Source organism: Rhodococcus sp. 852002-51564_SCH6189132-a (assembly GCF_001665495.1).
GTDB classification, from domain to species: domain Bacteria; phylum Actinomycetota; class Actinomycetes; order Mycobacteriales; family Mycobacteriaceae; genus Rhodococcus; species Rhodococcus pyridinivorans.
Genome location: NZ_LZMJ01000055.1, coordinates 15,516 through 38,367, shown reverse-complemented (window position 1 = coordinate 38,367; position 22,852 = coordinate 15,516). Strand labels below are relative to the sequence as shown.

At 69.6% G+C, this 22,852-nt stretch carries 22 protein-coding genes; 9 read left to right on the top strand and 13 right to left on the bottom strand.

All coding sequences use genetic code 11. The annotated features are described in order from the left end of the window. Window positions 1-89 precede the first annotated feature (89 nt). The gene (ptsP, locus tag A5767_RS12915; protein ID WP_064852449.1) at window positions 90-1,757 is read right to left on the bottom strand and encodes a phosphoenolpyruvate--protein phosphotransferase; all 1,668 of its coding nucleotides are present in this window, start codon (window positions 1,755-1,757) and stop codon (window positions 90-92) included. A gap of 133 nt (window positions 1,758-1,890) precedes the next feature. On the opposite strand from ptsP, the gene A5767_RS12910 reads away from it, so the two are divergent. The 4 genes from A5767_RS12910 to A5767_RS12895 all read left to right on the top strand — a co-directional run bounded on the left by A5767_RS12910 (window position 1,891) and on the right by A5767_RS12895 (window position 6,124). Beyond that, window positions 1,891-2,658 (top strand): DeoR/GlpR family DNA-binding transcription regulator, encoded by a 768-nt coding sequence (locus A5767_RS12910; RefSeq protein ID WP_019289185.1) that lies wholly within the window; start codon window positions 1,891-1,893, stop codon window positions 2,656-2,658. Further along, complete coding sequence (gene pfkB, locus A5767_RS12905; protein ID WP_024100688.1) at window positions 2,655-3,644, top strand: 1-phosphofructokinase; 990 nt, start codon at window positions 2,655-2,657, stop codon at window positions 3,642-3,644. The genes A5767_RS12910 and pfkB overlap by 4 nt, the downstream gene beginning before the upstream one ends. Before the next feature lie 8 nt (window positions 3,645-3,652). After that, the gene (locus A5767_RS12900) at window positions 3,653-5,743 is read left to right on the top strand and encodes a PTS fructose transporter subunit IIABC (protein ID WP_006551309.1); all 2,091 of its coding nucleotides are present in this window, start codon (window positions 3,653-3,655) and stop codon (window positions 5,741-5,743) included. A gap of 123 nt (window positions 5,744-5,866) precedes the next feature. Next, window positions 5,867-6,124, top strand: a complete 258-nt coding sequence (locus A5767_RS12895) for an HPr family phosphocarrier protein (RefSeq protein ID WP_006551308.1) — start codon at window positions 5,867-5,869, stop codon at window positions 6,122-6,124. Window positions 6,125-6,126: 2 nt separating this feature from the next. Here the strand turns inward: A5767_RS12895 and A5767_RS12890 are convergent, their stop codons facing one another. The 5 genes from A5767_RS12890 to A5767_RS12870 all read right to left on the bottom strand — a co-directional run bounded on the left by A5767_RS12890 (window position 6,127) and on the right by A5767_RS12870 (window position 11,288). Continuing rightward, on the bottom strand, window positions 6,127-7,167 hold the full coding sequence (locus A5767_RS12890; RefSeq protein WP_064852448.1) for a hypothetical protein: 1,041 nt from the start codon (window positions 7,165-7,167) through the stop codon (window positions 6,127-6,129). Next, a complete protein-coding gene (gene hflX, locus A5767_RS12885; RefSeq protein ID WP_064852447.1) occupies window positions 7,167-8,633 on the bottom strand; it encodes a GTPase HflX in 1,467 nt (488 codons plus the stop codon). The genes A5767_RS12890 and hflX overlap by 1 nt, the downstream gene beginning before the upstream one ends. Window positions 8,634-8,738: 105 nt before the next feature. Then, window positions 8,739-9,605, bottom strand: coding sequence for a diaminopimelate epimerase (dapF, locus tag A5767_RS12880; RefSeq protein WP_064852446.1), 867 nt, complete (start codon window positions 9,603-9,605; stop codon window positions 8,739-8,741). Between the two features lie 10 nt (window positions 9,606-9,615). Next, window positions 9,616-10,578: a tRNA (adenosine(37)-N6)-dimethylallyltransferase MiaA gene (gene miaA, locus A5767_RS12875; protein WP_064852445.1), complete on the bottom strand. Its 963-nt coding sequence runs from the start codon at window positions 10,576-10,578 to the stop codon at window positions 9,616-9,618. Next, window positions 10,575-11,288: a hypothetical protein gene (locus A5767_RS12870; protein ID WP_064852444.1), complete on the bottom strand. Its 714-nt coding sequence runs from the start codon at window positions 11,286-11,288 to the stop codon at window positions 10,575-10,577. The genes miaA and A5767_RS12870 overlap by 4 nt, the downstream gene beginning before the upstream one ends. Window positions 11,289-11,437: 149 nt before the next feature. Here A5767_RS12870 and A5767_RS12865 point away from each other — a divergent pair, with 149 nt between their 5' ends. After that, the gene (locus A5767_RS12865; protein WP_033096541.1) at window positions 11,438-12,850 is read left to right on the top strand and encodes a DUF349 domain-containing protein; all 1,413 of its coding nucleotides are present in this window, start codon (window positions 11,438-11,440) and stop codon (window positions 12,848-12,850) included. 76 nt (window positions 12,851-12,926) lie between these two features. Here the strand turns inward: A5767_RS12865 and A5767_RS12860 are convergent, their stop codons facing one another. Then, window positions 12,927-13,520: an Rv2732c family membrane protein gene (locus A5767_RS12860; RefSeq protein WP_016692697.1), complete on the bottom strand. Its 594-nt coding sequence runs from the start codon at window positions 13,518-13,520 to the stop codon at window positions 12,927-12,929. Beyond that, entirely contained in the window at window positions 13,508-15,037 is a 1,530-nt protein-coding gene (gene miaB / locus A5767_RS12855) for a tRNA (N6-isopentenyl adenosine(37)-C2)-methylthiotransferase MiaB (protein WP_033096540.1), read from the bottom strand. The genes A5767_RS12860 and miaB overlap by 13 nt, the downstream gene beginning before the upstream one ends. A 225-nt stretch (window positions 15,038-15,262) precedes the next feature. Between miaB and A5767_RS12850 the strand changes: the two genes are divergently transcribed. The 4 genes from A5767_RS12850 to A5767_RS12835 all read left to right on the top strand — a co-directional run bounded on the left by A5767_RS12850 (window position 15,263) and on the right by A5767_RS12835 (window position 18,602). After that, on the top strand, window positions 15,263-15,991 hold the full coding sequence (locus tag A5767_RS12850; protein ID WP_006551298.1) for an amino acid ABC transporter ATP-binding protein: 729 nt from the start codon (window positions 15,263-15,265) through the stop codon (window positions 15,989-15,991). 68 nt (window positions 15,992-16,059) lie between these two features. Then, window positions 16,060-16,893, top strand: coding sequence for a glutamate ABC transporter substrate-binding protein (locus tag A5767_RS12845; RefSeq protein WP_006551297.1), 834 nt, complete (start codon window positions 16,060-16,062; stop codon window positions 16,891-16,893). Between the two features lie 123 nt (window positions 16,894-17,016). Continuing rightward, entirely contained in the window at window positions 17,017-17,697 is a 681-nt protein-coding gene (locus A5767_RS12840) for an amino acid ABC transporter permease (protein ID WP_006551296.1), read from the top strand. Further along, window positions 17,694-18,602, top strand: coding sequence for an amino acid ABC transporter permease (locus A5767_RS12835; RefSeq protein WP_064852443.1), 909 nt, complete (start codon window positions 17,694-17,696; stop codon window positions 18,600-18,602). Before A5767_RS12840 ends, A5767_RS12835 begins: the two co-directional genes overlap by 4 nt. Window positions 18,603-18,658: 56 nt before the next feature. Here A5767_RS12835 and recX read toward each other — a convergent pair whose 3' ends face one another. From recX to A5767_RS12810, 5 genes are all read right to left on the bottom strand, one after another. Then, entirely contained in the window at window positions 18,659-19,276 is a 618-nt protein-coding gene (recX, locus tag A5767_RS12830; RefSeq protein ID WP_033096537.1) for a recombination regulator RecX, read from the bottom strand. 104 nt (window positions 19,277-19,380) lie between these two features. Continuing rightward, the gene (gene recA / locus A5767_RS12825; protein ID WP_006551292.1) at window positions 19,381-20,424 is read right to left on the bottom strand and encodes a recombinase RecA; all 1,044 of its coding nucleotides are present in this window, start codon (window positions 20,422-20,424) and stop codon (window positions 19,381-19,383) included. A gap of 277 nt (window positions 20,425-20,701) precedes the next feature. Further along, window positions 20,702-20,896 carry a DUF3046 domain-containing protein gene (locus A5767_RS12820; RefSeq protein WP_006551291.1) on the bottom strand — a complete coding sequence of 65 codons (195 nt, stop codon included), beginning with the start codon at window positions 20,894-20,896 and terminating at the stop codon, window positions 20,702-20,704. 37 nt (window positions 20,897-20,933) lie between these two features. After that, a complete protein-coding gene (locus A5767_RS12815) occupies window positions 20,934-22,079 on the bottom strand; it encodes a glycosyltransferase (RefSeq protein ID WP_183079138.1) in 1,146 nt (381 codons plus the stop codon). A 40-nt stretch (window positions 22,080-22,119) separates the two neighbouring features. Beyond that, window positions 22,120-22,842, bottom strand: a complete 723-nt coding sequence (locus A5767_RS12810) for a PIG-L deacetylase family protein (protein ID WP_033096535.1) — start codon at window positions 22,840-22,842, stop codon at window positions 22,120-22,122. Between the last annotated feature and the right edge of the window lie 10 nt (window positions 22,843-22,852).

Sequence of the window (22,852 nt, the reverse complement as noted above, 5' to 3'; positions counted from 1 at the left end):
GGCCGTCCCGGCCGCGTAGAACAGGCCGTCCCGGCCGCGTAGAACAGGCCGTCCCGGCCGCGTAGAACAGGCCGTCCCGGCCGCGCCGCTCAGTCCAGCAGTTTCGCTGCCGCGGCACGTGCCGCGACGGGGTCGTCGCTCGCGAGGACCGCCTCGGCCGCCTCACGGCAACGGTCCATCGGGACCGAGGAGAGCCGGGCGCCGACACCCGTCACCGCCGACGCGGCGCACGACAGGGACGTCACGCCCATTCCGGTCAGGACGCAGGCGAGGAGCGGGTCGGCCGCCGCCTCGCCGCACACCCCCACCGGCTTGCTCGCGGCCGCCCCGGCCTGCGCCGCGCGGGCCACGAGTGCGAGCACCGCGGGCTGCCACGGGTCGGTGAGTGCGGCCAGCTGCGGCGACATCCGATCGGCCGCCATCGTGTACTGGGCGAGGTCGTTGGTGCCGATCGACAGGAAGTCCAGGTGTTCGAGCAACCGATCGGCGAGCAGCGCCGCGGACGGAACCTCGATCATGACGCCGGGTGACAGCCCGCGCTCGCGCACCCGCGCGGCGAAATCGGCCGCCTCCGAGACGGTCGCCACCATCGGTGCCATGACCCACGGCGTGGCGCCGGTGCGCGAGGCCGCGGCGGCCACCGCGTCGAGCTGACGGTCGAGGACTCCCGGCGCCGTGGTCGTGATGCGGATACCGCGGACGCCGAGGGCGGGATTGTGTTCGTCGGGGTGGTTGGCGAACCGGAGGGGCTTGTCGGAGCCGGCGTCGAGGGTCCGCAGGACGACCTTCCGTCCCTCGAACGCCTCGAAGACCTCCGCATAGATGTCGGCCTGCTCGTCCACCGTCGGTTCGGTGTCGCGGTCGAGGAAACACAACTCGGTGCGGAACAGTCCGACGCCCTGCGCCGGCGTCCGGCGCGCCGCGCGGGCACCCGATCCGTCCTGCACGTTGGCGAGGATCTCGACCGGGTGACCGTCGGCGGTGGCGCCGGGACCGGACCAGCCCGCCACCCGCTCGCGCTCGACGCGGTCGCGTTCGACCTCGGCTGCGGCCTCGGCGCTGTCCGGGGAGATCACGATCCGGCCCGTCGCGCCGTCGACCAGCACCTCGGTGCCGGCAGGGACGTCGTCGAGACCTGCCACCGCGACGACACACGGGATGCCGAGCTGGCGCGCGATGATCGCGGTGTGGCTCGTGGGTCCTCCGAGGGAGGTGGCCAGCGCGACGACGACGGACGGGTCGAGTCCGGCGGTGTCGGCGGGTGCGAGATCGGCCGCGAGGAGCACGGACGGCGAATCGGGCATCTCGAGACCGGGTTCGGGGGCGCCCTGCAGTTCGGCGATCACGCGGTCGCGGATGTCGAGCAGGTCGGTGACCCGCTCGGACTGCAGCCCGCCCATCTTCTCGAACAGGGCCGCGAACTGGTCGGTGGCGGCGACGGTGGCACCGACCGCGTCGGATCCGGACCGGATCTTCGTCGCGGTCGCCCCGCGCCAGGCGCGGTCCTCGACCAGCACAGCGGTGGCTTGGAGCACTTCTGCCGCGGCACCCGATGCACGCGAGGCGCGGGCGCGCAGCCGCTCGGCCACGACCTTCGCGGCGTCCTCGAACCGGCCCACCTCGGCCTCGCGCGCCGTGTCGGGGATCGAGGCGCCCTGCGCCGGGACCACAGGACGCGCGACGGGACGGATGACCGGCCCGTATCCGATACCGGGGACGACGGGGGTGCCGTGCAGGACGGACGCCGACTGCTCCATGGAGATCTCCTCACCGCAGTAGTTCGTTGTGACTCAGATTACTCGGAAGCCTTGACATGTCAACACAGACGGGCGTAAAACAACATAAACCAACATTGTTTTCCCCACAGATCGGGTACCCCCAGGAGTGTCGGTGTACGCAGAGGAACGGCAGCAGGCGATCGCAGCACTGGTGGCGGCACGTGGCCGCGTGTCGGTCGCAGTGCTCGCCGACCGGTACGGCGTCACCACCGAGACCGTGCGCCGCGACCTCGCACACCTCGAACGCCTGGGCCTCGTGCGGCGGGTTCACGGCGGCGCGATCCCGGCCGCCTCGCTCTCGGTGGCCGAGCCTGCCCTCTCCGAGCGCGAACACACCCGCGCCGAACACAAGGACCGCATCGCCGCCGCCGCGACGTCCTTCCTCCCGCCGTCCGGCGGAAGCGTGCTCTTCGACGCCGGCACCACGACCGGCAGGATCGTCGGAGCGCTGCCGCCCGAGGTCGACCTCACCGTCGTCACCAACTCGGTGCCGATCGCCGCGCGCCTCGCCGCAATGAGCACCGTGCAGCTGCACCTGCTCGGCGGTCGCGTCCGCGGTGTCACGCAGGCCGCGGTGGGTGCCGAGGCCCTCGCCACCTTGTCGACGGTGCACGTCGACGTGGCCTTCATCGGCACCAACGCGCTGAGCATCGACCACGGCCTGTCCACCCCCGACGCCGACGAGGCCGCGGTCAAGCGCGCGATGGTGCGCACCGCCGACCGGGTCGTCGTGGTCGCCGATTCGTCGAAGGTCGGTCGGCGCAATCTGCTGAGCTTCGCGTCGCTCGAACCGATCGACGTTCTGGTCACCGACACCGATCTCGACGACACCGACCGTCGGCAACTCATCGAACACGGAATCGAGGTGGTGACGACATGATCGTCACGCTCACGGCCAACCCCAGTCTCGATCGCACGGTCGGGCTGACGGGCCCGCTCGAGCGCGGGAAGGTGCATCGCACCGAGCGATCCACCGTCGATCCGGGCGGCAAGGGGATCAACGTCGCGCGTGTGCTGCACGCCGCGACGACCGAGGTCGTCGCCGTTCTCCCGGCCAACGCCGGCGATCCTCTGCTCGCCGCGCTGGACGAGCAGGGCATCGCCCATCGGGCCGTGCCCACCTCCGGGCCGACGCGCAACAACATCACCGTCGCCGAACCCGACGGCACCACGACCAAACTCAACGAACCCGGAACCCCCTGCACCGGACGCACACTCGGCGAGTTGCACGCAGTCCTGCTGGAATGCGCGCAGGGAGCCGCGTGGACCGTCCTGTCCGGTTCTCTTCCTCCCGGTGTGCCCGAGTCGTGGTATGCCGATCTCGTGGGTGCCCTGCGCGGTCTCGGATGCCGCATCGCGGTCGACACCTCCGAGCGGCCACTGCTCGCCCTCGCCGAGCGGTTCCCCGCGGCGGCCCCGGACGTGATCAAGCCGAACGCCGACGAACTGGCCCAGCTCACCGGCGCGGACGCCCACGAACTCGAATCCGGCGCCGCCGCAGGAGACGTCGGCGCCGTGGTCGACGCGGGACGGGTGCTGGTGGAACGCGGGGTCGGCGCGGTACTCGCGACCCTCGGCGGTGCGGGCGCGGTGCTGGTCACCGCCACCGGCGCGTGGCGGGCCACCGCCGACGACGTCACGGTCCGCAGCACGGTCGGCGCGGGCGACTCGTCGCTCGCCGGATATCTGCTCGCCGAGCAGGCCGGTCACACCCCCGACGAGTGCCTGCGCCTCGCCGTGGCGTACGGAACCGCAGCCGTCACGCTCCCCGGAACAGCCCTGCCCACACCCGATTCCGTCGATCCATCCCGAGTGCACGTCACCGACGTCCACCGCCGACCCCGACCGCTCCCCTCCCACTCCTAAGGAACGTCATGTCCGACACCACCTCCGGCTCCGCAGGCGGTTCCTCGATCATCGGCACGGAACTCGTCTCGCTCGATGTAGACCTGGGATCCGACAAGAACTCCGTCATCGCCGCGCTCGCCGAGCGTCTCGCAGCGAACGGTCGCGCATCCGACGCCGACGCACTCACCGCGGCCGTTCTCGAACGGGAGGCCAAGTCCGCCACCGGCCTTCCCGGCGGGATCGCGATCCCGCACGCACGCAGCGAAGCGGTGACCACGCCGTCGCTCGGTTTCGCCCGGCTGTCCCCGAAGGCCGACTTCGGTGCGCCCGACGGACCCGCCGACCTCGTCTTCCTCATTGCCGCGCCCGAAGGTGCGGGCGGCGACCACATGAAGCTGCTCACCGCTCTCGCTCGTGCACTCGTGCGCCCGGACTTCGTCGCGTCGCTGCGCGCGGCCGCGTCCGCGGACGAGGTCATCGCGCTGGTCGAGGACGTCCTCCCGCCCCGACCGGAGTCGTCGGGCAGCGCTCCTGCCGGCTCGACCGCAGCGCCGGAACAGCCGTCACCGACAGCCGCTGCGAAGCCGGCGGTCGCGCCTCCGCAGAGCGCGGAACAGCCCGGAGGCCGCACGATCGTCGCGGTCACCGCGTGCCCGACCGGTATCGCGCACACCTACATGGCCGCCGATGCGCTGGCCGCCGCCGGTGAACGCGCGGGCGTGACGGTCCGGGTGGAGACGCAGGGATCGAGCGGCAGCACTCCCCTGCCCCCCGACGTGATCGCCGGCGCCGACGCCGTCATCTTCGCCACCGACGTGGGGGTCAAGGGCCGCGAACGGTTCGCCGGGAAGCCCGTGATCGCATCGGGCGTCAAGCGCGCGATCAACGAACCGGACACCATGGTCGACGAGGCCCTGCGGGCCGCCACCGATCCGTCCGCACGCACCGTCGAGGGCACCGCGGGCGCCCCGGCGGGTGAGTCGGAGAGCGGCAGCGACCTCGGTTGGGGTACCCGGCTGCGGCAGATCCTGCTCACCGGTGTGAGTTACATGATCCCGTTCGTCGCGGCCGGTGGTCTGCTCATCGCTCTGGGCTTCCTGCTCGCCGGTCCCGACATCACCGACTCGGCCGCCGACATCGTCCTCGACAACACGCTCACCAACCTTCCCGAGGGTGGGCTCGGCACTTATCTCGGTGCGGTGCTGTACCAGATCGGCTCGTTGGCGTTCTCGTTCCTCGTCCCGGCACTGGCCGGGTACATCGCCTTCGCGATCGCGGACCGTCCGGGTCTGGCTCCGGGCTTCACCGCCGGTGCGGTGGCCGTCTTCGTCGGCGCCGGTTTCATCGGCGGTCTGGTCGGTGGCATCATCGCCGGCTTCGCGGCCCTGTGGGTCGGCCGTATCCCGCTGCCCACTTGGGCTCGTGGCCTGATGCCTGTGGTGATCATCCCGCTGCTCGCGAGCCTGATCGTCGGTGGGCTCATGTTCCTGCTGCTCGGTCGCCCGCTCGCCGCGATCACGACCGGTCTCACCGACTGGCTCAACGGTCTGTCCGGTGGTTCCGCGGTGCTGCTCGGTGCGATCCTCGGCCTGATGATGTGCTTCGACCTCGGCGGACCGGTCAACAAGGCCGCCTACGCCTTCGCGGTCGCGGGTCTCGACGTCGCCAACACCGGTTCGCTCGAGATCATGGCGGCGGTCATGGCCGCCGGTATGGTTCCGCCGCTCGCCATGGCGCTGTCGTCGCTGGTGCGTCCGCGTCTCTACAGCACGGCCGAACGCGAGAACGGCAAGGCCGCCTGGCTGCTCGGTGCATCGTTCATCTCGGAGGGCGCCATCCCGTTCGCGGCGGCCGACCCGTTCCGGGTCATCCCGTCGATGATGCTCGGCGGCGCCGTGACCGGCGGCATCGTCATGGCGACGGGTGTCACGCTCACCGCTCCCCACGGCGGATTGTTCGTGCTGTTCGCGATGGACCGCGTCGTGTGGTTCCTGATCGCACTGGCAGCCGGTACGGTGGTCGCCGCACTCGCGGTCAGTATCGCCAAGTCGATCACGCGTCCCGCCCGGGTTGCCGCCGACGAGGCGAACCCCCAGCCCGTAGCGGCACGCTCCTGATCACAGCGGCACGCTCCTGATCACAGCGGCACGCTCCTGATCACAGCGGCACGCTCCTGATCACAGCGGCACGCGCCTGATCTACCCGACTTCCTGCACTTCCCCACCACGAAGGAGATTCCCATGCCCAGCACCACCGTTGCCGTCGGTTCGTCCATCGGCCTGCACGCCCGTCCTGCAGGGATCATCGCCGAGGCCGTGGTCGCGGCCGGTGTCCCCGTGACCCTCGCGGTCGACGGCGGCGAGCCCGTCGACGCCGGTTCGGCCCTGATGATCATGACGCTCGGCGCAGAAAAGGGCACGCAGGTCACGATCTCGTGCGATGACGACGCGGTCCTCGCGCAGGTCGCGGAGCTGGTCGCCGCGGACCTCGACGCCTGATCTCAGCGGCGGGCGCGGCGCCGGACGACGAGTCCGAGCACCCCGAGGGCTATGACTCCGGCGGCCACGCTCGCACCGACGACCGGCAGTGCCGCGGGCGACATCTCGTCCGCGGCATCGTCGTCCGCGGGTGCGAAGAGATCGGTCGCACCGCGACGGATATGGATCGGTGGATTCTCCGTGCCTGCCGCGCCGCGCTCGGACGCGGTGACCAGGTCACCGTCGGCGGTGAATGCGACGGCTTCGCCCTGCGGTTCGTCCGGGACCGGGACGCGGAAGCGCGGACCGGCGACCAGAGCGGACGCGAGATCGCCGTCGGGGACGTGGAACAGGTAGACGTCGGTGTAGGTGCGGACCGCCGCGACCGTCCCGTCGGCGTTGACCGCACCGCCGGTGATCATCGAGGAGGACGCACCGGGAATGGGACCGCCGGGGGTGTCCGACGGTCCGAGTGCCAGCGACCCGACCCTCTCGAGGGGGGCAGGTCCCGGGACGGGGAGGCCGTCGATCGTGAGTCCGCGTGCGGGCCGGTAGACATTGCTCGAGCCGAACAGCGCCTTCGTCACGATCACAGGTTCGCCTGTCGCGGAGACGAGCACGGTCTCGGCGTCGCGGGGACCGTCTGGATAGGTCAGCCGGTGCAGATCTCCCTGCCCGGTGTCGGGGTCGAGGGAGATGAGCGCGATCGTCTCGCGGACGCGGGTGTTGTCGCCGAGATCCCCGAGCCACAACCGGCCGTCGGGCCCCGCGGCGAGATCCTCGACGTCGTAGGGATCGACGGGCGACGGAACGCGTTGCAGCACCGAGCAATCGTCGTCGAGTTCGACGATGCGTTCGTCCTCCCCGGCATCGGGCGTCGCGAACAGCCGGTCGCCGATCGTCGCGAGGCCGGACAGTTCGGTGAGCACGGGATCGTCGGGGGTACACAGCATCTCGGTCGGCAGATCGGCGACCGGAATCCCGGTGTCCTGCGCGCCTGCGTGCGAGACCGGCACGAACGCCGCGACGGCAGCGAGCAGCGCCGCCCGGCGTACGACCCGCATCAGGCCGCGAAGTCGACCAATGCCGACGCCAGCGCTGCCGGCACCTTCGCGTGCACCCGCGTGCCGTCCACCTCGTGCTCGGACGACAGGATCTGACCGTCCGAATGGATGCGCGCGAGCAGATCACCGCGGGTGTACGGCAGGAGCAGCTTCACCTCGACGTCGGGATCCTCGAGCAGACCCGCGAGCTGGGTCTGCAACTCCTCGACGCCCACGCCGGTGTGCGCGGAGACGAACACCGCGCCGGGGATCGCGCTGCGCAACTGCGTCAGGGTGACCGGGTCGGCGGCATCGATCTTGTTGACGACGATCAGTTCCGGCGGCGGCGATGCGTCCGATTCGCGGAGCACCTCGGTGACGACTTCGCGCACCGCCTTGATCTGCTCTGTGGGCATGGGGTCGGAGCCGTCGACGACGTGGAGCAGCACATCGGCGTCGGCGACCTCCTCGAGAGTCGACCGGAACGCCTCGACCAGCTGGGTCGGGAGGTGCCGGACGAAACCGACGGTGTCGGTGAGCACGTACTCGCGGCCGTCGGGCAGCGCCGACCGGCGGGTCGTCGGGTCGAGGGTCGCGAACAGTGCGTTCTGCACCAGGACACCGGAGCCGGTGAGCTTGTTGAGCAGGCTCGACTTACCGGCATTGGTGTATCCCACGATCGCGACGGACGGGATCTTGTTGCGCAGACGCCGGGTGCGCTTGGTGTCGCGCGCGGCCTTCATCGCCTTGATCTCGCGACGGAGCTTGGCCATCCGCTCACGGATCCGGCGACGGTCGGTCTCGATCTTCGTCTCACCGGGACCGCGCAAGCCCACACCGCCGTTGCTGCCGGCACGGCCACCGGCCTGCCGCGACATCGATTCGCCCCAGCCACGCAGACGCGGGAGCATGTACTCCATCTGTGCGAGGGAGACCTGTGCCTTGCCCTCTCGCGAGGTGGCGTGCTGGGCGAAGATGTCGAGGATCAGCGCGGTCCGGTCGATGACCTTGACCTTGACGACCTTCTCCAGCGCGGTGAGCTGGGCGGGGGTGAGTTCGCCGTCGCAGATCACGGTGTCTGCGCCGGTGGACAGGACGATCTCCCGGAGTTCGTCGGCTTTGCCGGAGCCGATGTAGGTGGAGGCATCGGGCCGGTCACGACGTTGGACCAGGCCTTCGAGGACCTCGGAGCCCGCAGTCTCGGCGAGCGCGGCCAGCTCGGCCAGGCTCGCTTCCGCCTGGGCGGCCGTTCCGCCCGTCCAGACACCGACGAGCACGACACGCTCGAGTCGGAGCTGGCGGTATTCGACCTCGGTGATGTCCTCGAGTTCGGTGGACAGACCGGCCACACGCCGCAACGCGCTACGGTCTTCGAGTTGCATCTCGCCGACGGACGGATCCTCGGCGGTCCAGCCTCCGGATGCGTCGTACGCGGTCGGAGTGCTGTCATCTGTGGTTGCGCGATGCATGCGCTGTGTGTTCGTCATACACCTCCATGGTGTCACGAAGCCCGAATCGGTGCATTCGAGTTTTTCTGCCGCATCCGCGCGGGGGGTACCCAAGTGCGCGCCGGCCGGGCCGAGCGGCGCCGATCAGATCGGCGCCGACCACCAGGTGTCGTCGAGTTCACCCGTCGCGACCAGCACAGACGGCCCGCGCAACCAGGCGCGACCGTTCTCGATGCGCACCTCGACCGAGCCACCGGGGATCCGCACCTGCACCGCGCCGTCGGATGCGCCGTCGAAGCGCAGGGCTGCAGCAGCCGCGGCGACCGTGCCGGTTCCACACGAGCGGGTCTCCCCCACGCCGCGTTCGTGGACGCGCATGTGGACCGTCCCGGCCGCGATCGGGGTCAGGAACTCGATGTTGACCCCGTGCGGGAAGAAGCCCGGGTCGAAGCCGGGCGAGGTGAGGTCGAGACCGGCAAGGCTCGTGCCGTTCAGGTGCGGGTCCACGCACGCGAGGTGCGGGTTGCCGACGTCGATGCCGATGCCCGGATAGACCCGCCCGTCGATGGTCGCCGCCGACTCGCCGAGGGTGCGCACCGTCCCCATGTCCACGGTCACCTCGCCGAGGACCGGTCCTGTCTCGTGCACGGTGACGGGCTTGCCTCCCGCCCGGCTGCCGACGACGAACTCGCGGCGGTCCTCGAACCCGTGCGCGGTCAGATAGTGCGCGAACACCCGCACACCGTTGCCGCACATCTCGGCGATGGATCCGTCGCCGTTGCGGTAGTCCATGAACCAGTCGTCGGCGTCGGTGCCCTCGGGCAGTTCTCCGAGCGCGCCGGCCGACACCAGTGCCCCGGCCCGGGCCACGCGGAGCACACCGTCGGCGCCGAGCCCGCGACGCCGGTCGCACAGGGCCGCGATCCGGCCTGCGTCGAGGTCCAGGCGGGCGTCGGGATCCGGAAGGATCACGAAGTCGTTCTCGGTTCCGTGCCCTTTGCTGAACTCCATGCGCGCTACCTTATCGGGCTGGTGAGGCCGGTGATGTGCGTGCGTCCCGGACGGCCCGCGACGCGACGTCGAGCAGGTGGGGGTCGGCGCCGTCGAGCCAGTGGATGCGCGGGTCGCGGCGGAACCACGAGCGTTGCCGTCGCACGTAGCGCCGGGTCCCGATGAACGTCCGCTCGCGTGCGTGGTCGAGGTCGTACTCCCCGTCGATGTACGCGAGCACCTGTGCGTAGCCGATCGCGCGACGTGCGGTGACGCCCTCGTGCAGCCCGACTTCGAGGAGTCCGTGCACCTCGTCGACGAGGCCGCGTTCGAACATCAGGTCGGTGCGCCGCGCGATGCGGTCGTCGAGTTCGGCGGTGTCGCGGTCGACGCCCAGGATCACGGTGCCCCAGCGGGGCTCACCGATCGTCGGCTGCGACGCCGCGAACGGTTGCCCGGTCAGCTCGACGACCTCGAGCGCGCGGACCATGCGGCGGCCGTCGGTGGGCAGGATCGTCGCCGCGGCGGCGGGATCGGCGCTCTGCAGCGCCCGGTGGACCGCGGCGGGCCCCTCGGTCTCGAGCACCGCCTCCCACTTGGCACGGACCTGCGGATCCGTCGCCGGGAACTGCCATTCGTCGAGCAGTGCCTGCACGTACATCATCGATCCGCCGACGACGATCGGGAGGCGGCCGCGGCCGAGGATCGCCTCGACGTCGGCGATCGCGGCCTGCTGGTAGCGGGCGACCGTCGCGGTCTCGGTGACGTCGAGGACGTCGAGTTGATGGTGCGGGATCCCGCGACGCTCGTCCGGTGCCAGCTTGGCCGTCCCGATGTCCATCCCGCGGTACTGCTGCATCGCGTCGATGTTGACGATCTCGCCGCCGAGCGCTTCGGCGAGGTCCAGTCCGAGATCGGACTTGCCCGTGGCGGTGGGGCCCACCACCGCGATCGGTACGAGCGTGTCGGCGGGACCGGTGCTTTCTGCGCTCACGGTGTCCAGATCCCCACGTGGTAGCCCACGCCGTAGGGCGCGGCGGAGTAGGTGACGGACGCCGAGCGCGGGCACGCTCCGAGGGTGGCCGCCAGGACGTGCCAGGCAGCGCGGCCGGTCAGCTTGATGTCCGAACACAGGTCGGGGTCGAGCGCCGCGAGCACCTCCGTGTCGCCGGCGCCGAGCGCTGCGGCCAGGGCCGCCTCGACCTCCTCCGAGCGCGGATCGTAGGCGCCGGGCGCCTTGGCGGTGAGGGTCGTCGCTCCGTCCGCGACGACCAGCAGTGCTCGCGGCAGATCGTCGCGGTCGAGCTCCGCACGCAGGTCGCGGCCGAGATCGGCGCAGTGGGCGGCGTCGGCGTCGGCGGCCACCACGTGGGTCGTCACGTGGGTGCCGGGTGCCGTGCGGTCGCGGATCCAGCCGGCCACCAGCGCGGTCAACGCGAGCGCGGGATCGGGTTCACCGGCGGCCTCAGGACCGAGCTGCACCGTGACGTCGACACCGAACCCGAGGAAGGTTCCGCGCGCGGTGGAAGGAACGGTCTGTTCGGCCGTCTCGGCTCCCACGACCACCCATTCCGCGGCACCGGACAGGCTGCGACCGACCTCGAGAACCGCCTCGCGCAGATCGTCGGTCTCGGAGACGGCGAGACCGGTGAGCTCGGGGACGAGCAGCGGTGGGGACGGCACGAACGCCGCGGCGGTCAACACATCGGCAACCGTAGTCCACCGGACCCGGCGCCCTGCATGGACACGACCTGTTTCAATAGTGAGCGGACACGATCGCGGAGCCCCGGGATCGACCGGCGGTAGACCCATGCGACCAGGCAGCCGTGCCGCGCGGCAGAGATGAGGTATCGATGAGCGACCCGAACGCACAGGACCGAACCGGCGAGTCGACGCAGGAGCGGACCCCGCGTCCCGGTCCCGCCACACCCCGAGCCCATGCTGCGACGCCCGGCCCCGCGGGCCGAGAGAACGGCAGTTCCACCGCAGCACCCCCGAAGCCGCATCCCGTCGCGGCCCAGACGCACCCCCACGTCCCGGCGGTGCCCGCGAGCGATCCGAGTCGGTTCGGACGCGTCGACGAGGACGGCACCGCATGGGTCCGCACGAGCGAGGGCGAGCGGTGCATCGGATCGTGGCAGGCAGGCGACGCCGCCGAGGGCCTCGCGCACTTCGGACGCCGTTACGACGATCTCGTCACCGAGGTGGCGATCCTCGAGACCCGGTTGACCTCCGGCACCGCCGACGTGAAGAAGACCCGCGCGGCCGCCGAGGCACTGGCCGAGTCGCTGCCGACCGCCGCCGTCATCGGTGATCTCGATGCGCTCGCCGCCCGGCTCACCGCGATCATCGAGCACTCCGAGGAGGCTGCGGCTCTCGCCAAGCAGGAAAAGGAGCGTCGGCGCGCCGAGAGCACGGCCCGCAAGGAGGCCCTCGCGGCCGAGTCCGAGACGATCGCCGCCGAATCCGCCCAATGGAAGGCCGCGGGCGACCGGCTGCGCGAGATCCTCGAGGAGTGGAAGACCATCCGCGGGGTCGACCGGAAGGTCGACGACGTGTTGTGGCGTCGCTATTCGAAGGCACGCGAGGCGTTCAACCGGCGTCGCGGAGCCCACTTCGCCGAACTCGACCGCGAGCGCGCCGCGGCGAAGAGCCGCAAGGAAGAACTCGTCGCCCGGGCGGAGGAGCTGCAGAACTCCACCGACTGGGGTGCCACCGCCGCGGCCTTCCGCGACCTGCTCGCCGAGTGGAAGGCGGCCGGACGGGCACCGAAGGACGCCGACGACCAGCTGTGGAAGCGGTTCAAGGGCGCCCAGGACGTCTTCTTCGCCGCACGCAACGCCGCGAACGCCGAGCGCGACGCCGAGTTCGAGGAGAATGCCCGCGCGAAGGAGGCCCTGCTCGAGGTGGCCTCCTCGATCGACCCGTCGGCCGATCTCGAAGGTGCCCGGGCGCGCCTGCGCGAGCTGCAGGACCAGTGGGAGGCGATCGGCAAGGTGCCGCGCGAGCGCATGCACGATCTCGAAGGCCGTCTGCGGGCCATCGAGAAGAAGGTGCGCGAGGCCGCGGATTCCGAGTGGCGCCGCACCGATCCCGAGGCCCTCGCGCGTGCGGCCCAGTTCCGTGAGCGGGTGCGTCAGTTCGAGGAGCAGGCCGCCAAGGCGACCGCCGCCGGCCGGGCGAAGGAGGCCGAGAAGGCTCTCGCCCAGGCCGCGCAGTGGCGCGAGTGGGCCGACGCGGCCGAAGGTGCCGTCGGCGAGCGCTGACCCCGCGACATCCGAGACGGACGATCCCCCTCTCCCGGTCCCGGAGAGGGGGATCGTCGTGTTCGTGCCGGAGGCGTCAGGCCTCGGGGTCGTCGCGCATCAGGCGGGGCCGCTCGTGCTGTGCTGCGACCTTCCGCAACTCGGCCTCGGCCTCGAGCTGGGCCGAGGTCCGCGCCCACACCACGCGGGCCCAGTGGAAGACGATCACCATGACGGCGAACCAACCGATCACGAGACCGAATCCCGGTCCCGCGGCGGACGACTCGACGGGCAGGGTCTGGCGCGACCAGATCGCGAGCATGCCGAAGACGATGGTCACCGCCGAGCCGGCCAGAGACACCCACGCCAACGCCCACTTGCGGGTGACGAGCGCGAGAATCGAGCCCAGCCCGGCGAAGACCACTGCGAAGCCGACGAACAGCCGCGACGGCAGACCGATCTCCTCGGTGGTCGCGTCCGGGGCGAAGGACAGCACCTCCCACCCGTTGGCGGATCCGGCGTGGGGCAGGCTGAAGGTCGCCAGCAGGATCAGGACGGCGATCGCGACGAACATCGCCCGGGCGCCCGGGTCGATGTCGCTCGCCACCTTCCGTTCGGCGGCTTCGAGTTCGGCGCGTACGTCACCCGTCGCGTGGTGATCGTGCGGCTTGTCGGTGGTCATGCGTTGCATCCCATCTGAGGCGGCAGCGGGTCGGGGACGCCGATGCTCGGCAGTCCGAGTCCGACACCGATCGGCGGTGTCTTGGGCAACCGGCCCTGTTCGAAGTGGTCACCCGCACGTGTACGGCGGTGCGTGAGGATCGGGGTGTCCGCGACGAGGTGGTGCGGCGCGGCGTCGCTGACGACGATCGTGATGACGTCGCCGGGACGCACCGCGGTGTCGATCGCGCCCTCGGGACGGAAGTGGACGAGGCGGCCGTCGCGGGCACGCCCGCTCATCCGGGCGGTCTCGGCGTTCTTGCGACCCTCCCCCGCCGCGACGAGCAGTTCGACCTCCGTGCCGACGAGCTTGCGGTTCTCCTCGAGGGTGATGCGTTCCTGCAGCGCGATCAGACGGTTGTAGCGCTCCTGCACTACGGCCTTGGGGACCTGACCCTCCATGTCTGCTGCGGGCGTGCCGGGACGCTTCGAGTACTGGAAGGTGAACGCGCTGGTGAAACGCGCCTTCTCGACGACCTCGAGGGTCTGCTGGAAGTCCTCCTCGGTCTCACCGGGGAAACCGACGATGATGTCGGTGGTGATCGCGGCGTGCGGCATCGCGGCCCGAACCCGCTCGATGATGCCAAGGAAGCGTTCCTTGCGGTACGAGCGGCGCATGGCGCGCAGGATCCGGTCGCTGCCGGACTGCAGCGGCATGTGCAGTTGCGGGCACACGTTGGGGGTCTGCGCCATCGCGTCGATGACGTCGTCGGTGAATTCCGCCGGATGCGGGGACGTGAAGCGCACCCGCTCGAGGCCCTCGATGTCGCCGCACGCGCGCAGCAGCGACGCGAAGGCGCCCCGGTCGCGGGGCTGCTCCGGATCGGCGAAGGACCGGCCGTAGGAGTTGACGTTCTGGCCGAGCAGTGTCACCTCGAGCACGCCCTCGTCGACGAGCGCCTGCACCTCGGCGAGGATGTCACCCGGGCGCCGGTCGACCTCCTTGCCGCGCAGCGACGGCACGATGCAGAAGGTGCACGTGTTGTTGCAGCCGACGGAGATCGACACCCATCCGGCGTACGACGACTCGCGCTTGGCGGGCAGCGTCGAGGGGAACGCCTCGAGGGCGTCGAGGATCTCGACCTCGGCACGGCGATTGTGCCGCGCGCGTTCGAGCAGTGCGGGGAGATTGCCGATGTTGTGCGTGCCGAAGACCACGTCGACCCAGGGCGCCTTCTTCACGACCGTGTCGCGGTCCTTCTGGGCGAGGCAGCCTCCGACGGCGATCTGCATGTCGGGGTTGTCGTCCTTGACCGGACGCAGATGACTCAGATTGCCGTACAGCTTGTTGTCGGCGTTCTCCCGCACCGCGCAGGTGTTGAAGACCACCAGATCTGGTGACGCGCCGGGCACGGCCTTGGTGAAGCCGGCGTCCTCCAACAACCCCGACAGACGCTCGGAGTCATGTACGTTCATCTGGCAGCCGTAGGTGCGGACCTCGTAGGTCCGGGCACCGGTACGGGGGGCTTCTTCGTCGATCAGTGACACGTCTCAGGGTATCTCACCTCGGCGGGTCCCCTTTCCTCGCGCCGACCGCGCGTGCCCCGTCGAGGTAGCCGATACTGCTCGTGCAGTAAAAATCCCGTGACGCGCGTGTCGAAGGTGTCCCGAAATGCGAAGTCTCGGGCGTCGGACGGCATAGGGTCTGCAGATATGACATCAGCGGCCGCCGGAACGGATCGTCCGTCCGAGAAGTCGGACACCAGCTCGTCCATGATCTCCATGAACGGGGTGAACAAGCATTTCGGATCCCTGCACGTACTGCAGGACATCAACCTCGAGATTCCGCGAGGACAGGTCGTCATCGTCGTCGGCCCATCGGGTTCGGGCAAATCGACCCTCTGCCGCACCATCAACCGGCTCGAACCGATCGATTCGGGAGAGATCCACGTCGACGGCACCCTGCTGCCGGAGGAGGGCAAGGCACTCGCCCGCCTTCGTTCGGACGTCGGCATGGTGTTCCAATCGTTCAACCTCTTCGCCCACAAGACGATCCTCGAGAACGTCATGCTCGGCCCCCTCAAGGTGCGCAGGATCAAGAAGGACAAGGTCCGCGAGTCGGCGATGCAGTTGCTCGACCGGGTCGGGATCGCCAATCAGGCCGACAAATACCCGGCGCAGCTGTCGGGCGGCCAGCAGCAGCGCGTGGCGATCGCACGCGCGCTCGCGATGAATCCCAAGGTCATGCTGTTCGACGAGCCCACCTCCGCCCTCGACCCCGAGATGGTCCAGGAGGTCCTCGACGTGATGACCTCCCTCGCGAAAGAGGGCATGACGATGGTCGTGGTCACCCACGAGATGGGATTCGCCCGCAAGGCCGGCGACCGCGTTCTGTTCATGGCCGACGGTCGCATCGTCGAGGACACCGATCCCGAGACCTTCTTCACCGCACCGAAATCCGATCGCGCCAAGGACTTCCTCGGCAAGATCCTCAGTCACTGACCTGATTCCCGCACCGACGGGCCACCCGGTCCGTCGGACGTAGTTCCGAACCGCACCGGAGGTATTCGATGAAATTGTCCCGCTCCATCCGCCTGGGCATCGGCGCCGTCGCCGTGGCAGTGGTCGCCACGGCGTGCGGTGGCGACGAGACGCGCAGTGTCTCGCAGTCCGCGGAGAACGGCACCCTGACGGTCGGTATCAAGTTCGACCAGCCGGGCCTGGGCCTGCGCAACCCGGACGGTTCGTTCAGCGGGTTCGACGTCGAGGTCGCCAAGTATGTCGCCGGTCAGCTCGGTGTGTCCGAGGAGAACATCGAATTCAAGGAAGCTCCGTCCGCCCAGCGCGAGACCCTCATCCAGAACGGTGAGGTCGACTACATCGTCGCGACCTACTCGATCACCGATTCCCGCAAGGAGAAGGTGGACTTCGCCGGCCCGTACTTCATTGCGGGCCAGTCGCTCCTCGTGCGCGCGGACGACACCGAGATCACCGGACCCGACTCGCTCAACGGCGGCAAGCGCCTGTGCTCGGTGGCGGGTTCGACCCCGGCCCAGAACGTGAAGGACAACTACGCGCAGGACGTCCAGCTCCAGGAGTTCGACACCTACTCGCTGTGTGTCGAGGCGCTGCGCAACGGCGCGGTCGACGCGGTGACCACCGACGACATCATCCTCGCCGGCTACGCCGCGCAGAGCCCGGGCGACTTCAAGGTCGTCGGTGAGCCGTTCACCACCGAGCGCTACGGCATCGGTCTCGCCAAGGGCGACGACGAGTCGCGCAATGCGATCAACGACGCGATCGAGGAGATGATCGCCAGCGGTGCGTGGGAGGCCGCATTCCAGGAGACGGTCGGCGCCTCGGGCTACGAGCTCCCGGAGCAGCCGAGCGTCGATCGCTACTGAGTGTCGATCGTCACCGAGTACGGGTACCACCCGTCACGTCCGGCGGTGCGGCCGGTCCGTAATCCCACGGACCGGCCGGACCGTTCCGGACTCCCACCCGTCCCCTCGATCCCGGAGTGACCTGTGGATCTGTTGAGCAAGTACAGCAGCCAGCTACTCGACGCGTTCTGGACCACGATCCAGTTGACCGTCATCTCGGCGATCGGTGCACTGATCCTCGGAACGATCCTCGCCGCGATGCGCGTGTCCCCCATCCCGGTGGCGCGTGCCGTCGGCGCCGCCTACGTGACGATCTTCCGGAACACCCCGCTGACCCTCATCATCATCTTTTGCCTGTTCGGTCTGTCCCAGACGCTCGGCATCAAGCTGGCCTCCGAGTCGTCGCCGACCTTCCTGGTGGACAACAACTTCCGGCTCGCTGTGCTCGGCCTGAGCGTCTACACGGCGGCCTTCGTGTGCGAGTCGCTCCGCTCGGGCATCAACACGGTCTCGCTCGGACAGTCGGAGGCCGGCCGCTCGCTGGGTCTGACCTTCAGCCAGAATCTGCGCCTGATCGTCCTCCCCCAGGCTTTCCGCGCGGTCATCGCCCCGCTCGGTTCGGTGCTCATCGCGTTGACCAAGAACTCGACGATCGCCTCCGTCATCGGCGTGTCCGAGGCCTCGCTGCTGATGAAGACGATGATCGAGAACGAAGCGGCCATCTTCGTCGTCGGTGGCATCTTCGCGCTCGGATTCGTCATCCTCACCCTTCCCACCGGCCTGCTCTTCGGCCGGCTCAGCAAGCGATACGAGGTCGCCCGATGAGTGCACACGGAACCGTTCTCTACGACGCACCCGGGCCCCGCGCCAAGACGCTCTACCGGATCCTGTCGGTGGTCGTGGTCGCGCTCCTCGTCCTGGTCGGCTGGATCGTCTACCGCGCGCTCGACGCCAACGGACAGCTGACGGCCGCCAAGTGGGAGCCGTTCGTCGAATCGTCCAGCTGGACCACCTATCTGCTGCCCGGCATCCGCGGCACGATCATCGCGGCCGTCGCGTCGATTGTGCTGGCACTCGTGCTCGGCACGGTCCTGGGTATCGCGCGTCTGTCCGACCACCGGTGGGTCCGCTGGATCGCCGGCACGATCGTCGAGTTGTTCCGCGCCGTCCCGGTGCTGATCCTGATGATCTTCGCCTACCAGGTGTTCGCCGAGTACCGCGTCTTCAAGTCCGGATATCTCGCGCTCGCGGCGGTCATCACCGGCCTGACCCTGTACAACGGCTCGGTCATCGCCGAGATCGTGCGCGCGGGCATCCGATCGCTTCCGCGTGGTCAGAGCGAGGCCGCCTACGCGATCGGCATGCGGAAGAACCAGCTCATGCGACTGATCCTGCTGCCGCAGGCCGTGACGGTCATGCTCCCGGCGATCGTGTCGCAGATGGTGATCGCGCTCAAGGACTCCGCGCTCGGCTACCTCATCGGCTATGTCGAAGTGGTGCGTTCCGGCCAGCAGCTCGGCGCGTTCTTCCAGAACTACCTGCCGTCGCTGCTGGTGGTCGCGGCGATCATGATCATCCTCAACAGTGCGCTGACACAGTTCGCGATCTGGCTCGAGAAGCGTCTGCGATCCGGGAAGCGGAAGAAGGGTGCCGTGGCGGCCGAAGAGCCGCAGACGATGCCCACGATGTCGGTGCCAGGCCTGGACCTGAGCGGCGAGGGCCGCAAGTAGCAGCAGCACTGCGGTTGCGAAGTTCGCAGTCGAGCCCAGGCGTTTCGCAGTCGGGCTCAGTCGTGCGGGAGGTCGCTCGCGTCGGCACCGAACGTCGCGAGTTCTTCCCGCACGACATCGAACGCCATCCCCTGCGCGTAGCCGCGCCGGGCCAGCATCCCGACCAGCCGCCGCACCAACTTGTCGCGTTCGGCCGCGATCTCGCGCCGATCCCCTTCGGTGGGCAGCGGCGGCTGGGTGCGGAGCTTCTTGCGGACCAGTTCGACCGCCCGTTCCCGTTCGTCGGCGGTGTCGATCTGCTCGAGGGCAGCCGCCGCGTCGTCGGCGTCGATTCCCTTGCGGCGCAGTTCGAGTGCGATCGCGCGCTTACCCTTCCCCGCGTGCAGATGCCGTGAACGTGCCCACTGGTTGGCGAAATCCGCGTCGTCGATCAACCCGACCTCGGTGAGACGGTCGAGGGCACGTTCGGCGACGTCGGACGCGAACCCCTTCTGCTCGAGCTTCGTTGCGAGCTCGGATCGGCTGCGTGCCCGATCGGTCAGCAGACGGAGACAGACGTCCTTGGCCTGCGCTTCGGTGCCGCCGCCGGGCAGTTCCTGCTCGGTGCGAGCCGAGCGCCGCCGTCCGCGTCGTTCGCGCCGAGCGTCGGGGCGTCGTTCCTCGGAGTCGTCCATGACGCGCACAGTAGCCGGACGCACCGACAGCGCGGCCGGGTGCGGATACGCCACGGGGGCACGGACGACGTGCGTCCGTGCCCCCGTGGGGCCGTGGGCGGTGACTAGAAGTCGACCGGCTCCTCGACATCACTCGGATCGGTGAGAACGGCACCGATGCCGAGCTTCTCCTTGATCTTCTTCTCGATCTCGTCGCGCACATCGGTGTTCTCGAGCAGGAACTTGCGGGCGTTCTCCTTGCCCTGCCCCAGCTGGTCGCCCTCGTAGGTGTACCAGGAGCCGGACTTGCGGATGAAGCCCTGCTCGACACCCATGTCGATGAGCGAGCCCTCCTTCGAGATGCCCTGGCCGTACAGGATGTCGAACTCGGCCTGCTTGAACGGAGGCGAGACCTTGTTCTTGACGACCTTCACGCGGGTGCGGTTGCCCACCGCGTCGCCGCCGTCCTTGAGCGTCTCGATCCGGCGCACGTCCAGACGCACGGAGGCGTAGAACTTCAGCGCCTTACCGCCCGTGGTGGTCTCGGGCGAGCCGAACATCACGCCGATCTTCTCGCGCAGCTGGTTGATGAAGATCGCGGTGGTGCCGGAGTTGTTGAGCGCACCGGTCATCTTGCGCAGTGCCTGGCTCATCAGGCGGGCCTGGAGACCGACGTGGCTGTCGCCCATCTCGCCCTCGATCTCGGCGCGGGGCACGAGCGCCGCGACCGAGTCGATGACGATGATGTCGAGCGCACCCGAGCGGATGAGCATGTCGGCGATCTCGAGGGCCTGCTCACCGGTGTCGGGTTGGGACACGAGCAGGGCGTCGGTGTCGACACCGAGCTTGCGCGCGTAGTCCGGATCGAGGGCGTGCTCGGCGTCGATGAACGCCGCGATGCCGCCGGCGGCCTGCGCGTTGGCGACCGCGTGGAGGGCCACCGTCGTCTTACCCGAGGATTCCGGGCCGTAGATCTCGATGACGCGCCCGCGCGGCAGGCCGCCGATACCGAGAGCCACGTCGAGTGCGATCGACCCGGTGGGAATGACTGCGATGGGCGGACGGACGTCCTCGCCCAGGCGCATCACCGAGCCCTTACCGAAGCTCTTGTCGATCTGCGCGAGGGCGAGCTCGAGCGCCTTCTCGCGGTCGTGAGCCTGTGCTGCCATCTTGGTCCCCTTAATAGAATCTCGTCCTTGTTGTCGACGACGTTAGAACCCGGCACCGACAAGTTCGCTGTCGCGACTGCGGAAACGCCGTATCTGTGGATGGAATCACCACCTGTGGACAACCCACCCGGCGTTCCCAGCATAGCCGAACACGTGTTCGAAATCCGGTCGCTTCGTGTACGCCAGGAATGGTCTCATCCCGGTCGGACAGAAAATCGATTCCGGCATCTACTCCTGCACCGATTCCGGTCGGGAACAGCCCCGACCGGCTCCGCGGCTACCGCCGCACGGGTGGGACGTCGAACTCGTCGCAGAGAGCGCGCCATACCTCCCGGGGCTCCTGTCCCGCCTCGATCGCCTCGGCCGCCGTCCGTCCACCGAGCGAAAGCAGCACGTGATCGCGCAGCAGGGCATCGCCGTGCATCTGTCCGAACTCGTCCCGGACCACCTCGTAGAACTCCGTCAACCGCACCCCGACCACGGTAGTCGCGCGCGGTGTGGCGCGACAGTCAGTCCGCTGCAGCCTCGCACACCGCGACCGGATCCTCCACGTCGCCGGCACCGTCCGCGGCCGCACGAGCCGCGGCGGCGAAGTCCGGCGACGACAGCACGGTGTCGATCGCGGAGCGGACCGCATCCGCGTCGAGCGGACGCACCACCACCGCACTCCCCTGCCGTGCGGCGCGGTTCGCCAGCTCCCACTGGTCGCCGTCCCCGGGAACGATCACCGCCGGAACCCCCGCACTCAGCGTCTTGGCGAGCATCCCGTGCCCACCCCCGCACACGACGACATCGGCCTGTCGGAGCAGGACGTCCTGCCTGCCGCGACCCGAGACGGCCCAGCTGGGGAGCGACTGCGGCGGAGGGTCGAGCATCGTCGCGGCGACCCGCATCCCGGCCCCGTCGAGTGCGTCGCAGACCGTCTCGACCATCCCGGTCACGCCGGTGACCGCGGTCGACGGCGCGACCATCACGAGAGGTCCGTCCCCTGGCGGCGGATCGAGGATCTCCACGGTGGGTTCCCACAGCAGCGGACCGACGACGTGCGCGTGCCCGGGCCAGTCGGGACGTGGCACCTCGAGTGCCGGCAGGGTGGCGATCAGCCGGGCCCGGGGCCCGGGATCGCGCGCCGGCAGACCGATCCCGACGCGTGCGGCAGAACGCTCGCGCTCCCCCTGCCGCAGCGATCTCGCGGTCATCGCTCGCAACGCGGCGTCCCTCAACCGGCCCCGCACGCCCCTGCCCACATCGAGACCGCTGCCGATCGGCGGGAGCCCGCGCGACGGCAGGTACAACGGGTGCGGCGAGAGCTCGACCCACGGGATCCCCAGGCGCTCGGCGGCCATCCCTCCGCCGGCGGTGAGCACGTCCGCCACGACGAGGTCGGGTAGCAGGGCTCCGAGATCCGGGAGCATCTCGCTCGCGATATGGGCGGCGCGGGCGTGGATCTTCGCCCCCGCGTCGCCGTCGTCGTCCCCGAGCCGGGGCGCCAGCCCCTTCAACTCAGCGAACGTCACACCGGGCAGCTCGAGGCCGAGCCATCGTTCGCCCGTGAGGACGACCGCGTCGTGCCCGGCATCCGCGAGCCGCAGCGACAACGCGATCGCCGGAATCGCATGACCCGCATCGGGCCCGGCCACCACCGCCACTCGCACGCGCACAGCCTGCCACAGGCCACCGACGGCGGGACGCTTCCTATCCCGCGAAGGTGTACAACTCGAACCCGGAGGCGCGCTCGGCAGCGAATCCCGGCAGCGGCGCCGATGCGCGCTCCACCTGTTCGCGCGCTTGTGCCTCCACCGGCCTGTCGTCGAGAGCCTGCAGGTACAGACGGTGCGCCGCGAGGGACTCGACTGCCAGTTCGACCGTATCGGTCACGTCCACCGCGTGGGTCGGAGGCGAACCCGGACACACGGCAGCCCATCGCACGCCGTGCCACGGTTCCAGACCGCGTTCGGTGAGTTCCGGGAAGATCCATTCGTTCGCGGCATCGGAGACGGCGTCGAGGACGCTGATCCCGAGCGCCCGATGGTCGGCACTGTTGACCCAGCCGGGCCGGGGCGACAGCCCGAACGCGAGCGTGACCACCATCTCAGGACGATGACGTCGGATGGCGGAAGCGATGTCGCGACGGAGATCGAGACTCGGGACGAGTCGACCATCCGGGTGCCCGAGGAACTCGACGGTATCCACTCCGACGATCCGCGCGGACTCGCGCTGCTCCGATTCCCGCACCGGCCCGCTCTTCTCGGGCGACAGACCGGCGATGCCCGCCTCGCCACTGGTGGCCAGAACGTAGGAAATTTCCTTGCCCTGTCGGGTCCACCGCGCGATCGCCGCCGCCGCGCCGTATTCGATGTCGTCCGGGTGGGCGACGACGACGAGTCCGCGTTGCCAGTTCTCCGGTACCGCCTCCACAGCTGCCCCC

What these genes read in the sequence shown, in the direction of transcription:
- A5767_RS12850 (WP_006551298.1), top strand. Translation starts at nt 15,263, where the DNA reads ATGATCTCCATGAACGGGGTGAACAAGCATTTCGGATCCCTGCACGTA.
- ptsP (WP_064852449.1), bottom strand. Translation starts at nt 1,757, where the DNA reads ATGGAGCAGTCGGCGTCCGTCCTGCACGGCACCCCCGTCGTCCCCGGT.
- pfkB (WP_024100688.1), top strand. Translation starts at nt 2,655, where the DNA reads ATGATCGTCACGCTCACGGCCAACCCCAGTCTCGATCGCACGGTCGGG.
- recX (WP_033096537.1), bottom strand. Translation starts at nt 19,276, where the DNA reads ATGGACGACTCCGAGGAACGACGCCCCGACGCTCGGCGCGAACGACGC.
- A5767_RS12835 (WP_064852443.1), top strand. Translation starts at nt 17,694, where the DNA reads ATGAGTGCACACGGAACCGTTCTCTACGACGCACCCGGGCCCCGCGCC.
- A5767_RS12845 (WP_006551297.1), top strand. Translation starts at nt 16,060, where the DNA reads ATGAAATTGTCCCGCTCCATCCGCCTGGGCATCGGCGCCGTCGCCGTG.
- recA (WP_006551292.1), bottom strand. Translation starts at nt 20,424, where the DNA reads ATGGCAGCACAGGCTCACGACCGCGAGAAGGCGCTCGAGCTCGCCCTC.
- A5767_RS12860 (WP_016692697.1), bottom strand. Translation starts at nt 13,520, where the DNA reads ATGCAACGCATGACCACCGACAAGCCGCACGATCACCACGCGACGGGT.
- A5767_RS12895 (WP_006551308.1), top strand. Translation starts at nt 5,867, where the DNA reads ATGCCCAGCACCACCGTTGCCGTCGGTTCGTCCATCGGCCTGCACGCC.
- A5767_RS12865 (WP_033096541.1), top strand. Translation starts at nt 11,438, where the DNA reads ATGAGCGACCCGAACGCACAGGACCGAACCGGCGAGTCGACGCAGGAG.
- dapF (WP_064852446.1), bottom strand. Translation starts at nt 9,605, where the DNA reads ATGGAGTTCAGCAAAGGGCACGGAACCGAGAACGACTTCGTGATCCTT.
- hflX (WP_064852447.1), bottom strand. Translation starts at nt 8,633, where the DNA reads ATGACGAACACACAGCGCATGCATCGCGCAACCACAGATGACAGCACT.
- A5767_RS12890 (WP_064852448.1), bottom strand. Translation starts at nt 7,167, where the DNA reads ATGCGGGTCGTACGCCGGGCGGCGCTGCTCGCTGCCGTCGCGGCGTTC.
- A5767_RS12900 (WP_006551309.1), top strand. Translation starts at nt 3,653, where the DNA reads ATGTCCGACACCACCTCCGGCTCCGCAGGCGGTTCCTCGATCATCGGC.